Origin of the sequence: Demequina silvatica (assembly GCF_000971215.1) — a bacterium.
Taxonomy (GTDB): domain Bacteria; phylum Actinomycetota; class Actinomycetes; order Actinomycetales; family Demequinaceae; genus Demequina; species Demequina silvatica.
Map to the genome: position 1 here is coordinate 1 of NZ_BBMA01000009.1, position 13,119 is coordinate 13,119.

The following is a 13,119-nucleotide window of genomic DNA, read 5'->3' on the forward strand; positions in this document are numbered from 1 at the left end:
GACGATGCGCAGGCATGGCGTGTGGGTGGCGATCGCGACGGGGGTCGCGTTGCTGAGTCCGATCGCGGTGGCTCACGGGGCGCCGGTGGCTTCTGATGGAAGCGTGATCGCTTCGATCCGGGCGGATCTGCCGTGGCAGACGTGGGGCGCCTGCGGCATCAGCACCGCGAAGAACAAGACCATCGCGACCTTCAAGCGGTACGGGACGGTGCAGACCCGACTCTGGTGCGGAACGGATACGTGGGGCTTCCGCCACATCGAGATGCGCCACGCCGTCGACTTCGAGAACGTCGCGGCGGGAACCAACCTCGCGGGCAACTGGCGGTACATGGCGGACTATGCGATCCGCAACGTGCTTGCGAACCCGGCGGTCAAGTACTACCGCGGCAACAACAAGTACTGCTACTCGCGCTCGCTGCCGGTTCGCGACGCACGCACCGGGCAGTACCTGAAGTGGCGGATCTTCCAGGTGGTCGTGGATATCCGCCAGAACAAGATCATCTCCGCCACGCCAGCGCGCGGCCACTGCGTGCCGCTAGGTTGACGTCATGACCACCGTCGACGAGCTCGTCGCGTTCTGGAACCGCTACTACGGGGGCATGCCGGCGGTGCGCACCCCGGAGGGCTTCCAAGTCACCAGGCTCCCCGAGCAGGTGCTCGAGGGCGTACCTCTCGTGGCGCAGGTGGTGGTCGACGACGAGAAGCTGAGCGAGGTCGCCGCGCCGATCGCGGCCGACCGGTTCCTGGATGGCGACGTGCTCGGGATGCTGGGGATCTACATCGACGAGGTCCTCAATACCGCGATCGGCGAGGGGCACGCGCGGTTCGGGTGGGTCGCGGACGAGAAGGGCTCCTACTGGTTCGACCCGATTCCCGACTCCGACGAGTAACCCTTTCCGCGCGCTGACGCGACGCGCACCGCGGCCGCCATCCCGCCGTCTCCGTAACTGACCTCGCCGAACGGTTCGCCGGGGTGGCGTAGGAGCAGTTCCTCCACGCGCGCACCGAGCCCGATCGCGCGGCCCTCGAGCGCGAGCAGCGCCTCGCGCAGGTGCGCGTCGAAGAGCGGCCGGTGCTTGTCGATGAGCCCGCCGTACAGCTCGAGCCGCTGCGTCATCGAGCGGACGTTCGCCGAGACGGGAGAGGTGCGGTACTCGATCAGCGGCTCCGACACGATCCCGATCGAGCCGCCGCCGGCCAGCAGCGCCAGGAACAGGTCCCAGTCCTCGAAGCCCGCCCGCATCGCCTCGTCGTAGCCGCCGGCCGCCTCACAGGCGGCGCGCCTGAGCAGCGCGGTCGCGGGGCACCCGTTCCGCGCGAGGAAGTCCACGGCGCGGCCGCCGCCGGGCCGCACCTCCGCCTCGAGCACGCCGTGCGTGCGCATCCAGCTCGAGGCGGCGACCATCTCGGGGTCGCCGTCGAGCAGCGCGCGGGTCCGCTCGATGAAGGCGGGTGCGAGCCTGTCGTCGCCGTCGAGCACCACCACGAACGGCTCTCCGACCGCGCGGATCCCCGCGTTGCGCGCCGCGCTCACCCCGGCGTTCGCCTGACGGAGGACCTCGGTGCCGCTCTGCGCGAGCCGGTCGAGCACCGCGAGCGACCCGGGATCGCTCGAGCCGTCGTCCACGACCACCACGCGCGCGGGCCGCACGGTCTGCGCCCACACGGACGCGACGGCCTCCGCGACCAGCCCTCCCTGGTCGAAGGCGGTGATGACGACGCTGACCTCGGTCACGCCGCCAGGCTAGTGGAGCGGCTGGCGCCGGTGTGAGACTGGGGTCATGGCCGACGGGGAGATCAAGGACGGCGACCGCTGTGAGGTGGTCGCGGGGACGCACGCCGGCAAGTCCGGCACAGTGGCCGACCTCAAGACGAGCAAGACCGGCGCCGTGACCATCACCGTGGTTCAGGACACGGGCGAGCGCTTCAAGACGCTCGCCAAGAACCTCCGCGCCGTGGAGGGCTGACCGCCTACACGAGCCCCGAGTACTGGTGCCAGGCGGGGCCGGCGGCCGGCGCATCGTCCCTGGTGACGGACGCCTGGATGAGGCCGTACGGGCGGTCGTCCGCGTGGAAGACCTCGTTGTCGTTGGCGATGCCGAAGCGCGCGAGGTCGTACGCGAAGTGGTGCTTGTTGGGGGCGGACAGGCGCACCTCGACCAGCTCGGGCACGGCCTCGAGGGCGGCCTTGCCCATCTCGTAGAGGGTCTGCTGGAGCGCGAGGGAGTGGAAGCCTGCGAAGGTCTCGACCAGCGCGGCCTTGATCTCGGCGTAGGTCTCTTCGAAGTCGAACGTCTCCGCATCCACCTCGCCGAACCGCCACTTCGCGACCAGCGACGTCGCCATGATGCGGTCGGAGGTGGGCTCGAGGACGGTGTACTCGTCCTTGAGGAAGCCGTGGAACTCGGAGCCCGAGGACTTCAGCACCACCAGGTCCTTGAGGCCGCCCGTGATCCACGTGGCGCCGTCCTCGACGGTCACCGCGACGGTGCGGACCTCCTGGCCGGAGCGGACCCAGGCGAAGTCGTGCTCGGCGCCGCCCACGGACACGCGCTCCCATGCGAACTCCTCGAGCTCGACGCGGGCCTGGTCCACGGGCTCGACGTCGGCCACGAAGTGGGTGGCGAGCGCGAGCGCGTACCGCTCGAGCGACTCGAGGCCCACCGTCTTCGCGAACGCGTACGAGGTCTGCTTCTGGGTGTCCGTCGGGAGCACAGCGCCCTGGTCGCCGGTGAGGTGCGCGTCCTCGAAGCGGCCGCGCAGGCACGTGGAGACATTGACGTCGCGGATCTCGTGACGCGGGGTGTCGCGCACGATCCGCACGATCCGGTTCTCGGCCTTGCCGTACTGGTGGTCGCCCAGGATGATCATGCCTCGCACGCTAGGCCATGTTGATTTCATCGACATTTCGAGGGGTCACGGCGTTGTGTCGGGCTCAGGGGCGGTCGAGCAGCACCCCGTCCGCGTCCTCCGAGCCGCCGACCCACACGCGGCGGACCCGACCGGCGAGCGCCCGCCCGTCGTAGGCGCTCACCGGGTTGCGGTGCTGGAGCTCGGTGGCGTGGACCTCCCATGGCTCCTCGGGCGCGAAGACCACCAGGTCCGCATCGCGGCCCGCCTCGATCGCGCCCTTCGACGCGAGCCCGGCCCAGGCCGCCGGGATCGCGGACGTCCACGCGGACACCTGCGCGAGCGAGTAGCCGCGTAGTCGCGCGCCGGTCCACACAGCCGCGAGCGACGTCTGCAGCCCCGCGATCCCGCCCCACGCCACCCCGAAGTCGCCGTCGCCGGCGAACTTGAGGTCTGCGGTCGCGGGGGAGTGGTCGGAGGCGACGAAATCGATGACGCCCTCGGCGAGCGCCCGCCACAGCGCGTCTCGGTTGGCCTCCGAGCGGATGGGCGGGCAGCACTTGTACTGCGTGGCGCCATCATCGATGTGGGCCGCGTCGAACGTGAGGTAGTGCGGGCAGGTCTCGACGGTGAGCGGCAGGCCCTCGGCCTTCGCGTCCGCGATGAGCGGCAGCGCGGCGGCCGCGGAAAGGTGCAGGATGTGGGCGCGCACGCCGGTCGCGCGGACACCGTCGATGACGGCCTCGATGGCGCTGGTCTCGGCGGACTCGGGCCGCGACTCCACGAAGGATCCGTACCCCCGCCCGATCCCTGACTCGTGACGTGAGAGCACGTCCGGGTCCTCGGCATGCACGATCAGCAACCCTCCGAAGGACGCGATCTCCTCCATCGCCGCCCGCAGCTGGTCGCGGTCCAGGTGAGGGAACTCGTCGACGCCGGACGGCGCGAGGAAGCACTTGAAGCCGAACACCCCCGCCTCCCAGAGCGAGCGCAGCGAGCCCAGCGAGGACGGGATCGCGCCGCCCCAGAAGCCCACGTTGACGTGGGACTTCTCGCCGGCCACGGCGCGCTTCACGCCCAGCGCCTCGACGGACACGGTGGGCGGGATGGAGTTGAGCGGCATGTCGATGAACGTGGTGACGCCGCCGGCGCGCGCGGCCCGGGTCGCGGAGTCGAAGCCCTCCCACTCGGTCCGGCCCGGCTCGTTCACGTGGACGTGGGTGTCGACCCCGCCGGGCAGGAGGACCTCGTCCGCGCCCAGGGTGACCTCGGCGGCCGCGGCGACCGGCGCATCGTGCGGGCCGACCGCGACTATCTGGCCGCCCGCGACCACGACCGACGCGGGCCCCTCCCCGTCGGGCAGGACGGCGCGCGCGGCGCGGATGACGAGGTCGTTCATGGATTCCCTCCCCGACGGCTGACAGACTGGCGGACGTGTTCGAGATCGCGCGCGAGGCGCTGGGGGTGCTGCACGAGGGCGGCGCGCTCGGCGTCGTGGTGGTGACCGGCGTCCACGGCTCCACGCCCCGCGCGCCGGGCTCCGCGATGGCGGTGACCTCGGACGGCCGGGCGATCGGCGCGATCTCGGGCGGCTGCATCGAGTCCGAGGCCTACGAGCTCGCGCTGGCCCGCCTCGCCGACCCTGCTCCCGTGCGCGCGACGCTCGGCGGCGAGGGCGACCTGCTGCGCCCGGGCCTCGCGTGCGGCGGAGCCGTCGACGTGCTCGCGTTCCATGCCGGACCGGGCGACCGGCGCATCGTCCAGGCGCTCGAGGCGTCCCTCGAGGATGGCGAGGTCACGCTGGAGCTGCCCGGCGGCCACCGCCTCACCCGACCCAGGGCGCCCCGGCTGGTGATCGTGGGCGCGGTGGACTTCGCGCCGGCGCTCGCGGCGGCGGGCCGCGCGCTGGGCTACCGCGTGATCGTGGTCGACCCGCGTCCCGTGTTCGCGACCCCCGAGCGGCTGCCCGCCGCCCACGAGGTCCACGTCGCCTGGCCCGACCGCTTCCTGCGCGACCTCGCGATCGAGGAGTCCACGGTGATCTGCGTCCTCACCCACGACGACCGCGTCGACGTCCCCGCGCTCGCGGTCGCGCTCGCCTCGCCCGCGGGCTACGTGGGCGCGATGGGCTCGCGGGTCACGCACGAGCGCAGGCTCGAGCGCCTGCGCGAGTCCGGCGTGGGGGACGATGCGCTGGCCGGGTTGCGCTCGCCGATAGGCCTGGATCTGGGCGGGTCCTCCCCGGCGGAGACCGCGATCGCGATCCTCGCCGAGGTGATCGCGGACCGGACGGGCGCGAGCGGGCGGCCGCTGCGGGAGACGCGCGGCGCTATCCATCGCAGGTGATTGTCCCGCCCGGCGCATCGAGCCGTCAGAAAGCACGGTGAGTGTCCCGCCCGGCAGAGGTCGGCGCTCCCGCCGCGAGGCGCCACACGCGGTCGCGGGTCATCGGCAGCTCCATGGGGCGCGCACCGATCGCGCGCCGGATCGCGTTGGCGAGCGCCGGCGCGACGGGGTTGTACGGCGACTCGGACATGGACTTTGCGCCCAGCGGCCCCAGCGAGTCCGAGGTGTCCGCGAAGTAGACCTCGGTGTCGGGGATATCGGCGATCTGGGGCACGCGGTAGACGCGGAAGGCGGGGTTGGTGGGCGAGCCCTCCGGCCCCATGAGCACCTCCTCGTAGAGCGCGGACCCGATGCCCTGCGCGACGCCGCCCTCGATCTGGCCGCGGCACTGGGCGGGGTTGAGCACGGTGCCGGCGTCCGCGGCCTGGATGGACTGCAGGATGCGCACGCGTCCCGTCTCCACCTCGACCGCCACGCGCGCGGCGTGGACGTTGAACGCGAGCGAGCGGACCTTGCCGTCGGTCTCGCCGTGGGCGGTGAGGCCCTCGGGAGGGACGGTGGCGCCTCCGTCCAGCAGCGAGCGCAGCGCGACCGCCGCCGCGTGCACCGCCTTGCCCGCGACGGTGATGCCGGTGGAGCCCCACGCACCCGTGTCGTGGGTAGTCGCGTCCGTGTCGGAGGTGCGCAGCCGCACGGCGGCGGGGGCGAGCCCGAGCGCCTCGGCCGCGATCTGCGTGAGCACGGTGTGCGTGCCGTTGCCGAACTCGACAGTGCCGGCCGCCACCTCGACGGTGCCGTCGGGGAACGCCGTGACCGCTGCCGTGGCGGGGTGGCCGCGCGGCGGGACGGTGGCGATCATGCTGAGCGCCATGCCCTCGCCCACGGCCCACCCGTCCGGAGCGGCGACGCCGTTGCCGCGCGCCAGCGCCGCCTCCGCGAGGTCGAGGCACTGGTCCAGTCCGTAGGACCCGAAGACCAGATCGTCGTGGTGGCGCCGCTCGGTCACCCCCAGCTTGTCGCCGTCGCGCACCGCGTTGAGGCGGCGCAGCTCGAACGGGTCGATCCCGAGCTGCAGGGCGAGCTCGTCGAGCGCGGACTCGACGGCGAAGATCACCTGCCCCAGCCCGTAGCCGCGGAACGCTCCGGCGGGCGTGGTGTTCGTGTAGACCACCTCGGCGTGCAGGCGCTTGGCGGGGGAGCGGTACGCCTCGAGCGACTCGGCGCAGCCGTGGAACATCACGCCGATCGCGTGGTTGCCGTACGCGCCGGTGTTGGACAGCACCTCGATGTCCATGGCGGTGAGCCGACCGTCGGAGTCGGCCCCGAGCGTCGCGGTGACGCGGAAGGGGTGGCGCGTCGCGGTGCGCACGAACTCCTCCTCGCGCGTCATCTCGTACGCCACCGGACGGCCGGTCCGCAGCACGGCCAGCGCCACGATGTCCTCGGTGAAGATCTCCTGCTTGCCGCCGAAGCCGCCGCCCACGCGCGCGGAGAACACGCGCACGGTCGCGGGGTCGAGGTCGAGCACCAGCGCGAGCTCGTCGCGGGTGAGGAACGGCACCTGGGTGCTGGTGCGCAGGGTGAGGCGGCCGTCCTCGGCGATCCACCCGATCGACCCGTGGGTCTCGAGCTGCGCGTGGCTGACCCGCGCGTTCGACCAGGCGCCGGTCGCGACCGCGGTGGCACGCGCGAGGCCCCGCCCGACGTTGCCGTAGGCGCCTCGCCAGGACGCGACGAGGTTACGCGACGCGTCCTCCACCCCGTCCTCCGGGGTCAGCCCGGGGTGGATCAGGGGCGCGCCGGGCGAGCGCGCCTCCTCGGGGTCGAGCACCGCGGGAAGCACCTCGTACTCGACCCGCAGTGCGGCGCAGCCGGCCTCCGCGAGGGCCGGCGTGTCCGCGACCACCGCCGCGACCCGCTGCCCGCGGAACCTCACGGTGGAGTCGAGGATGCGGGTGTCGCGAGGGTCGTCGAGCCGGTTCGCGTGGCGCGCGGTCGAGTAGCGGGTGACCGGCGCGTCCTCGTGCGTGAGGACCGCGTGGACGCCCGGCATGGCGAGCGCCGCCGAGGCGTCGATCGAGACGATGCGCGCGTGGGCGTGCGGAGATCCGAGCACCTTGAGGTGGGTGAGGCCGGGCACGTCGACGTCGAACGTGTACGGCTCGCGGCCCTGCACCACCCGGTCCGCAGCGGGAGGCCGGACGTCGGCGCCCGCGGCGACCGGCGCATCGTCCCCCCGCACGTCCCCCTGGCCCGTGGGGCACCCCACGCAGTCGCCGCCGCAGCCGCGGACGGCGTGCTCGACGGCCTCGCGGATGGGGCGGTAGCCGGTGCAGCGGCACAGGTTGCCCTTGAGGCGCGTGTCGAGGTCGGGGAGGTCGTCCTCGGTGAGCGTGGACGCGGTGACCGTCATCCCCGGCGTGCAGAAGCCGCACTGGAACGCGAAGTGGCGCGCGAAGGAGTCCTGGACGGGGTGCGGCTCGTCGCCGGGGGCGAGGCCGCCGGCGGTGGTGACGTCGCGGCCCTCGGCGCGCACGGCGGGGTAGAGGCACGAGTGCACCGGTCGCCCGTCCACCAGCACGGTGCAGGCGCCGCAGTCGCCCGCGTCGCAGCCCTTCTTGACGGTGTGGACGCCGCGTTCGCGCAGGTAGGTGCGCAGGCATTGGCCCGGGCGGGCTTCGCCCTCGAGCGCTGTGCCGTCGACCCTCACGCGAGCTCCTCCGCGACCTCGGCGGCCAGGACGCCCGCGACGTGGCGGCGCCAGTCCGCGGCCCCGAGCGCGTCCGTGTAGAAGCCCGTCGCGGCGCGCGCATCCTCTCGTGCCCGGTCGGGTCCGGGGGGCGCGGCGTACCTCAGGACGGTGGGGGTCAGCGTCGCGGCGGTGATGACGATGACGGTGCGCCCGTCCGCGTGCGCGCGGCCGGAGACCACGGCGCCCGAGCGGCCGAGCTCCGCCAGCGCGATCTTGCGCAGCGCGGCCCGCGCCCGCAGCGCGTCCGCGGGGACGCGCACCTCGCGGATGAGGTCGCCGTGCGCGAGCGACGTGGTGCCGTTCCCGGTGGGCAGGTCCGCGACGGGGACGATGCGGTCCTCGCCGGCGGCGGTCCAGATGAGGGCGTCGGCGTCGAGGGTCGCGCAGGCCGCCAGCATCGCGCCGGCCGCGTAGGCGCGCGCGATGTTGCCGATGACCGTGGCCTCGTTCCAGATCTTGAAGCCGGCGAGCAGCGCGTCCGCGGCGGCGGCGAACAGCGGCTGCGCGGCCCAGCCGATGTGCGGCGGGAGGGCGATCAGGTCGGCGATGGTGCAGGCCGGCCCGATGGTGAGACCCTCGCGGCTCACCTCGAGGCGCGGGCCGGGCAGGTCCGCGAGGTCCACGAGGCCCGTGACGTCGCGGTTGGGCTCGGAGAACAGCCAGGTCCCGCCGGCCAGGAAGCGCTCGCCGGGGGTGAGGCGGACGTCCTCGCGGGTGGCGGCGCGGCGGTAGGTCGCGACCGTCGTGAGGTCCATGACGCGCTCCTTCCGTACCGAGACGTTCCGGACTTTCGGGCGAGTCTGCCACGCGGAATTGTCACGGTTGTGTCACGGAACCGCGAATTTACGAGGGCGAAACACAAGAGGGCATGTTCATGAAATCTACATTCCATAACGTCGTCCCGACGTGCCGGGCGTGTGTCCGGATGCCGCGGGAGGCGACCCCACCACCATGCTCCCCGGCGCATCGCGCGTCCATCCGAAGAGGGAGATCACATGCGTTTCATCAACGGCAAGGCGGGGCGCCTCACGGCAGCCGCCGCCGGTGCGGCGGTCGCCGCGCTCGCGCTCGCGGCCTGCTCGTCCGGCGAGGCCGACCCCGCCGGGTCGGAGTCCGGCGAGGCGATGGAGGAGGCGGTCTCCTACGGCGACCTCACCGTCCAGCTGTCCTGGATCAAGAACGAGGAGTTCGCGGGCGAGTTCTTCGCCGACTCGCAGGGCTACTACACCGAGGCCGGCTTCGACTCGGTCGAGCTGGTGCCCGGCCCGTCGACCGGTGCCGCCGAGCTGCTCTCGGGCACCGCGGACGTCGCGCTCTCGGACGCCGTGTCGATCGGCTCCGCGGTCGCCGCGGAGGAGGCGCCGCTGAAGATCATCGGCACCACGTACCAGAAGAACCCCTTCACGGTCCTGTCGCTCGCTGACGGCGGCAACATCGCGACGGTGGACGACATGGTCGGCAAGAAGATCGGCGTCCAGGACTCCAACACCGCGCTGTTCGAGGCGCTGCTCGCGGCCAACGGCCTCACCACCGACGACGTCGAGATCGTGCCCGTGCAGTACGACCCCGCGCCGCTCACCAACGGCGAGGTCGACGGCTTCATCGCCTACCTCACCAACGAGTCCATCACCGTCGAGGCCGCCGGCTACGACACCGTGAACCTGCCCTTCGCGGACAACGGCCTGCCGTTCGTCGCGGAGACCGTCACGGTCACCGACCAGTCGATCGCGGAGAACCGCGACGCGCTCAAGGCGTTCCTGTACGCGGAGATCATGGGCTGGACCGACGCGGTCAACGACCCGGAGGAGGGCGCCCGCCTCGCGTACGAGGAGTACGGTGCCGACCTCGAGCTGATCCCCGAGAACTCGATCGCGGGCTCGATCGCCCAGTCCGAGACCCTGGTGGTCTCCGACGAGACGGCAGCCAACGGCCTGTTCACCATCTCCGACGAGCTCCAGGCGGCGACCCTCGAGTCGCTCGCAGGCGCCGGCATCGAGCTCGAGGCCGCGGACCTCTTCGACCTCAGCCTGCTGGCCGAGGTCTACGAGGAGCACCCCGAGCTCATCGCCTACGCGGGCTGATCTGCGGGAGCACCAGTGACCGACGTCACCGAGACCGGTGCCCGGGGCGAGACCGCCCCGGGCACCGGCCTGCAGATCTCCGGGCTCACCAAGGTCTTCACCTCCGGGAAGAAGACAGTGACCGCGCTCCAGGACGCGAACCTCCACACGGACCGCGGCTCCTTCCTGGCCCTGCTCGGTCCCTCCGGCTGCGGCAAGTCGACCATCCTGCGGATCCTCGCAGGGCTGGAGCAGCCCACCAGCGGCACCACGCGCGTCGACGGGCGTTCACCCAAGGACCTGCGCGCCTACAACGAGCTGGGCATCGCGTTCCAGGACTCGGCGCTGCTGCCGTGGCGCTCCGTCTACAACAACATCAAGCTGCCGTTCGAGGTCTCGGGCAAGCCCGTGGATCACGACTACATCGAGGAGCTCATCGAGCTGGTGGGCCTCAAGGGATTCGAGAAGGCCAAGCCGTCCCAGCTCTCGGGCGGCATGCGCCAGCGCGTCTCGATCGCGCGGGCGCTGGTGCTCAAGCCCTCGGTGCTGCTGCTCGACGAGCCGTTCGGCGCGCTCGACGACATGACGCGCCAGCGCCTCAACCTCGAGCTCATGCGCATCCTCGCCGCGAAGCCTGCGACCACGCTGCTGGTGACGCACGGCATCTCGGAGGCGATCTTCCTCGCCGACCAGGTGGCGGTCATGAGCCCGCGGCCGGGCCGCGTCAAGGAGGTCATGCAGATCGACCTGCCCCGCCCGCGCACGCCCGACATCCAGCGCAGCCCCGAGTTCCACGCGTACGTTGACCAGGCCTCGGAGCTGCTGTTCGGGGCCGGCGGCGCGGCCGTCGAGGACGACTGATGGAGCGCAGGCTCCCGCCGTGGGCCACCGCCGGCATCAGCGCGGTCGCGCTGATCGCGCTGTGGTGGATCGCCTCGATCACCATCTTCGCGAACGTCGGCTCGGGCAACACGAAGGCCATCCCGACGCCGTGGCAGGTGGTGGTCGAGTGGGGCAACGTGGGGCTGGACTTCTACACCGTCCACTTCTCGGTCACGCTCAACGAGGCGCTGCAGGGCTACCTGTGGGGCAACGGCGTCGCGCTGGTGCTCGCCGCGCTGGTGATGGTGGTGCCCAAGCTCGAGGCCTCCGTCATGCAGCTCGCGGTGATCTCCTACTGCATCCCGATCGTCGCGATCGGCCCGCTGCTGGTGCTGATCTTCGAGGTGCCGTCCAAGGGCGAGCCGTCGGGCACCGCGATCTTCATCGCGGCGCTCAGCGTGTTCTTCACCACCGTGGTCGGATCCCTGCTGGGCCTCCACGCCGCGGACAAGGCGAGCCTCGACGTGGTGCACGTCTACGGCGGCAGCCGGCTCACCCAGCTGCGCAAGGTGCGCGTGGTCGCGGCCCTGCCCGCGGTCCTCACCGCGCTGCAGATCGCGGTGCCCGCGGCCTTCCTGGGCGCGGTGCTCGGCGAGTACTTCGGCAAGGTCGAGACCGGCGTCGGGCCGGCGATGATCGTCGCCCAGCAGTCGCTCAACTCGCCGCGGGTGTGGGGCATCGCGCTCGCCTCGGGTGCGATCGCGCTGCTGCTGTACCTGGCGGTCGGGCTGCTCACGCGGCTGTCGACGCCCTGGGCGAAGGGAGCGGCCGCATGACCGCCGTGACGGAACGCCCGACCCCGCCGGGGCACGACGAGGAGCTCGCGGAGCAGGTGAAGCGGCAGGCCCGGCGCGCGACCCTCAAGTCCCTGGGCTCGTCGCTCCTCACCTTCGCGCTCACCCTGATCGCGGTCGTGGTGATGTGGCAGGCGGTGCTGTGGGTCTCCGACCTGTCGCCCTACGTCGCCAAGGGCCCGGTGGACGTGTGGAACTTCTTCTTCGTGGAGGAGGACGCCGCAGAGAACCGGGCGGAGATCGCCTCGAACCTGGCGGTCACGCTGCGCGACGCCGCCATCGGCTTCGCGGCCGGTCTGCTGCTCGCGCTGCTCGGTGCGATCGGCTTCCGCCTGTCGAAGGGCTTCGAGCACGCGGTCATGCCGCTCGCGCTGCTGCTGCGCTCCGTGCCGCTCATCGCGTTCGCGCCCGTGATCATCATGATCTTCGGGCGTGAGTTCATGACCGTCGCGGTCATGGGCGGCATCGTGGTGCTGTTCCCCGCGCTGGTGAACATCGCGTTCGGTCTCAAGCAGGCCTCCGAGCAGACGCTCGAGGTGGTCCAGGTCTACGGCGGCAGCCCCATGAAGCAGCTCACCACGGTGGCGCTGCCCGCGTCGCTGCCGGCGTTCTTCGCGGCGGTGCGCGTGTCCGTGCCGGGTGCGATCACAGGTGCGCTGCTCGCGGAGTGGCTCGCGACGGGCGAGGGCATCGGCGGCGCGATCAACGGCTACTCGACGTCCGCCAAGTTCGACGAGCTGTGGGCCTCTGTGGTGGTGGTGACCGGCGTCTCGCTGGTCCTCTACAACCTGGTTCAGATCATCGAGAACACCGTCCTCACCCGGATGGGCATGCACCCGTCGAAGCGGGTCTGAGCGTGGGGGAGGCCGGCGAGGGGGACGCCGCCGCCTCGCGGCTGGGGGCACGGTTGCGGGAGCTGCGGAAGGCGCGCGGCCTCACCCTGGTGGGGCTCGCGGAGGCCACCGAGCTCTCGCACCCGTTCCTGTCCCAGGTCGAGCGCGGGCTCGCCAACCTCTCGCTGCCGTCGCTGCGGCGCATCGCGGTCGCGCTGGAGACCAGCCCGGTCGAGCTGGTCGCGGCGGCGGAGGCGGGGGACGATGCGCCGGTCAAGCCGGTCGAGGTGGTGCGGGCGGGCACGCGGCGGCCCACGCCGGAGGGCTTCGCGCGCGGCCCGGCGGTCTCCCTGGTGAGGGGCGCGCGACCCTTCACGCCGATCCTGGTGTCCTCGGACGAGTCGGAGCCGGGGGAGGTGTTCGTGCACGCGGAGGACGAGTTCGTCTACGTGCTCGAGGGCGACGCCGTGGTCGAGACCGACGGCAAGGCGCACGCGCTCACCCACGGCGATTCGATCTACTACGCCGGCGGGGTGCGCCACCGCTGGTGGGGCGACTGCTACCGCCTGCTGGTGGTGAAGCAGCAGGTGCGCTGAACCGAG

At 72.1% G+C, this 13,119-nt stretch carries 14 protein-coding genes; 9 read left to right on the forward strand and 5 right to left on the reverse strand.

Features of this window, described 5'->3' with window-relative positions; translation table 11 throughout:
• A partial coding sequence (locus tag AOM05_RS11900) for a hypothetical protein (protein ID WP_228373291.1) occupies positions 1-544 on the forward strand: 544 nt, incomplete at its 5' end.
• A 4-nt stretch (positions 545-548) separates the two neighbouring features.
• Positions 549-890, forward strand: coding sequence for a hypothetical protein (locus tag AOM05_RS11905; RefSeq protein WP_062522536.1), 342 nt, complete (start codon positions 549-551; stop codon positions 888-890).
• On the opposite strand, the gene AOM05_RS11910 is transcribed toward AOM05_RS11905, so the two are convergent.
• Positions 854-1,735 carry a glycosyltransferase family 2 protein gene (locus AOM05_RS11910; RefSeq protein ID WP_062522538.1) on the reverse strand — a complete coding sequence of 294 codons (882 nt, stop codon included), beginning with the start codon at positions 1,733-1,735 and terminating at the stop codon, positions 854-856. The two genes, AOM05_RS11905 and AOM05_RS11910, sit on opposite strands and share 37 nt — an antisense overlap.
• Before the next feature lie 46 nt (positions 1,736-1,781).
• Between AOM05_RS11910 and AOM05_RS11915 the strand changes: the two genes are divergently transcribed.
• Positions 1,782-1,967 carry a KOW motif-containing protein gene (locus AOM05_RS11915; RefSeq protein ID WP_062522540.1) on the forward strand — a complete coding sequence of 62 codons (186 nt, stop codon included), beginning with the start codon at positions 1,782-1,784 and terminating at the stop codon, positions 1,965-1,967.
• A gap of 4 nt (positions 1,968-1,971) precedes the next feature.
• On the opposite strand, the gene pucL is transcribed toward AOM05_RS11915, so the two are convergent.
• Both pucL and allB read right to left on the reverse strand, forming a co-directional pair.
• Positions 1,972-2,871, reverse strand: coding sequence for a factor-independent urate hydroxylase (gene pucL, locus AOM05_RS11920; RefSeq protein ID WP_228373292.1), 900 nt, complete (start codon positions 2,869-2,871; stop codon positions 1,972-1,974).
• Positions 2,872-2,935: 64 nt separating this feature from the next.
• A complete protein-coding gene (gene allB, locus AOM05_RS11925; protein ID WP_062522542.1) occupies positions 2,936-4,249 on the reverse strand; it encodes an allantoinase AllB in 1,314 nt (437 codons plus the stop codon).
• Between the two features lie 35 nt (positions 4,250-4,284).
• Between allB and AOM05_RS11930 the strand changes: the two genes are divergently transcribed.
• Positions 4,285-5,196 carry an XdhC family protein gene (locus AOM05_RS11930; protein WP_062522543.1) on the forward strand — a complete coding sequence of 304 codons (912 nt, stop codon included), beginning with the start codon at positions 4,285-4,287 and terminating at the stop codon, positions 5,194-5,196.
• A 25-nt stretch (positions 5,197-5,221) separates the two neighbouring features.
• Here the strand turns inward: AOM05_RS11930 and AOM05_RS11935 are convergent, their stop codons facing one another.
• Both AOM05_RS11935 and AOM05_RS11940 read right to left on the reverse strand, forming a co-directional pair.
• Positions 5,222-7,906, reverse strand: a complete 2,685-nt coding sequence (locus AOM05_RS11935; RefSeq protein WP_062522545.1) for a molybdopterin-dependent oxidoreductase — start codon at positions 7,904-7,906, stop codon at positions 5,222-5,224.
• Positions 7,903-8,703 (reverse strand): FAD binding domain-containing protein, encoded by an 801-nt coding sequence (locus tag AOM05_RS11940; protein WP_062522547.1) that lies wholly within the window; start codon positions 8,701-8,703, stop codon positions 7,903-7,905. Before AOM05_RS11940 ends, AOM05_RS11935 begins: the two co-directional genes overlap by 4 nt.
• A 240-nt stretch (positions 8,704-8,943) precedes the next feature.
• Between AOM05_RS11940 and AOM05_RS11945 the strand changes: the two genes are divergently transcribed.
• The 5 genes from AOM05_RS11945 to AOM05_RS11965 are packed head-to-tail and all read left to right on the forward strand — an operon-like array spanning position 8,944 to position 13,113.
• Positions 8,944-10,029: an ABC transporter substrate-binding protein gene (locus AOM05_RS11945; protein ID WP_062522551.1), complete on the forward strand. Its 1,086-nt coding sequence runs from the start codon at positions 8,944-8,946 to the stop codon at positions 10,027-10,029.
• 15 nt (positions 10,030-10,044) lie between these two features.
• A complete protein-coding gene (locus AOM05_RS11950; protein ID WP_062522553.1) occupies positions 10,045-10,869 on the forward strand; it encodes an ABC transporter ATP-binding protein in 825 nt (274 codons plus the stop codon).
• Positions 10,869-11,666, forward strand: coding sequence for an ABC transporter permease (locus AOM05_RS11955; protein WP_062522555.1), 798 nt, complete (start codon positions 10,869-10,871; stop codon positions 11,664-11,666). Before AOM05_RS11950 ends, AOM05_RS11955 begins: the two co-directional genes overlap by 1 nt.
• Positions 11,663-12,538: an ABC transporter permease gene (locus AOM05_RS11960; RefSeq protein WP_082097504.1), complete on the forward strand. Its 876-nt coding sequence runs from the start codon at positions 11,663-11,665 to the stop codon at positions 12,536-12,538. The genes AOM05_RS11955 and AOM05_RS11960 overlap by 4 nt, the downstream gene beginning before the upstream one ends.
• A gap of 2 nt (positions 12,539-12,540) precedes the next feature.
• Positions 12,541-13,113, forward strand: coding sequence for a helix-turn-helix domain-containing protein (locus AOM05_RS11965; RefSeq protein WP_156165171.1), 573 nt, complete (start codon positions 12,541-12,543; stop codon positions 13,111-13,113).
• Positions 13,114-13,119 lie beyond the last annotated feature (6 nt).